Here is a 1,706-nt window from a genome sequence, read left to right as displayed (position 1 = left end):
GGGGGGGGGGGGTGGGGGGGATGCACCGCGTGGATTCTCGGTAAGGGGTCGCCACGCTTCCCCCTCACCCTAACCCTCTCCCCGGGGGGGAGAGGGGACTTTCAGCAGGAGGAAAACCCGACCATGGCCGTGCCGCTGCCCATCGATATGGGTTATGTCACCGACGTCCTCTACCGGCTGCTGACGACGCCCAGCCCGACCGGATACACCACCGACGTGGTGCGGCTGTGCTGTGCCGAGCTGGAGCGGATGGGCATCCCCTATGAGCTGACGCGGCGCGGCGCCATCCGCGCCGACCTGAAGGGGGTGCGGGCCAGTCCCGACCGGGCGCTGGTCGCCCATGTCGACACGCTGGGCGCCCAGGTGAAGATGCTGAAGGACAATGGCCGGATGGAGCTGGTGCCGATCGGCCACTGGTCGTCACGCTTCGCCGAGGGCGCGCGCTGCACCGTGCTGACCGACCGCGGCCCGTGGCGCGGCACCATCCTGCCGCTGAAGGCGTCGGGCCACACCTTCAACAAGGAGGTGGATACCCAGCCGGTCACCTGGCAGCAGGTGGAACTGCGCGTCGACGCCCCGGTCGCCAGCCGGCAGGATTTGGAGGAGCGCGGCTTCAACATCGGCGACATCGTCGCCATCGACCCGCAGCCGGAATTCCTGGAAAACGGCTACATCGTCTCCCGCCATCTCGACGACAAGGCGGGGGTGGCGGTGATGCTGGGCGCGGCGAAGGCGGTGGTCGATGCCGGGGCCGCCCTGCCGGTGGATTGCCACCTGCTGTTCACGATCTCCGAAGAGGTCGGGTCCGGCGCTTCCTCGATCCTGCATCAGGACGTGGCGGAAATGGTGACCATCGACAACGGCACCACCGCCCCCGGCCAGAACAGCAGCGAATTCGGCGTCACCATCGCCATGGCCGACAGCACCGGCCCGTTCGACATGGCGCTGACCCATTCGCTGATCGCGCTGTGCCAGGCCCAGAACATCCCGCACCAGCGCGACGTCTTCCGCTATTACCGCTGCGACAGCGCGTCCGCCATCGAGGCCGGCAACGACATCCGCACGGCGCTGGTCTGCTTCGGAATCGACGCCTCGCACGGCTACGAGCGCATCCATGCAAACGCGCTGGAAAGCCTGGTGCGGCTGCTGGTGCTGTACCTGCAGAGCCCGCCCAGAGATTGATGGGGCGGGATTGAGTGGAGCGGTGCCGGCCTGCTAGACTGCCATCGCTTCGGAGGGGACGATATGCAGGGCGCCGACCGAGACAGCCATCTTTCCGTGCCCATGGTGCCGGACGACCTGCTTCGCCCGGTCATCGCCCATTTCCAGCCGCAGAAGGTGATTCTGTTCGGATCGCAGGCGCGGGGTGATGCCGGGGACGACAGCGACTATGACCTGTTCGTGATCGTCGAGGACGACACGCCACCGGAACGGCTGTCCTGGCAAAGCAAGTACGAGGCCCGCAGGACCTATCACCGGGCGGTCGACATCGTCGCCTGCCGCGCTTCGGTGTTCGAGCGCAAGCGCGGCGTGGCCGGGTCGCTTTCCAACATTGCCGATCGGGAAGGGGTGGTCGTCTATTCGGCTGCTCTGGACCGACCGCCCACGATCGGAGATTCCCCCTCTCCCCCCCGGGGAGAGGGGCGGGGTGAGGGGGTGGCACCGCGTGCCTTTCCCAAGAATCCTCGCCGCGCTTCCCCCTCACC

General features: G+C 67.6%; 2 protein-coding genes. Both read left to right on the top strand.

Annotation, left to right across the window (positions count from 1 at the left end; all coding sequences use genetic code 11):
• The first annotated feature begins 123 nt into the window (after positions 1-123).
• Positions 124-1,182: an osmoprotectant NAGGN system M42 family peptidase gene (locus tag TSO5_RS32060; protein ID WP_199231083.1), complete on the top strand. Its 1,059-nt coding sequence runs from the start codon at positions 124-126 to the stop codon at positions 1,180-1,182.
• A 63-nt stretch (positions 1,183-1,245) separates the two neighbouring features.
• On the top strand, positions 1,246-1,706 hold a 461-nt coding region (locus tag TSO5_RS32055), incomplete at its 3' end, for a nucleotidyltransferase domain-containing protein (protein ID WP_109155390.1).

Source organism: Azospirillum sp. TSO5 (assembly GCF_003116065.1).
GTDB lineage: Bacteria > Pseudomonadota > Alphaproteobacteria > Azospirillales > Azospirillaceae > Azospirillum.
This window is presented reverse-complemented; position numbering and strand designations above follow the sequence as displayed.

Coding starts and splice junctions, on each gene's coding strand:
- TSO5_RS32060 (WP_199231083.1), top strand. CDS start 124: ATGGCCGTGCCGCTGCCCATCGATATGGGTTATGTCACCGACGTCCTC.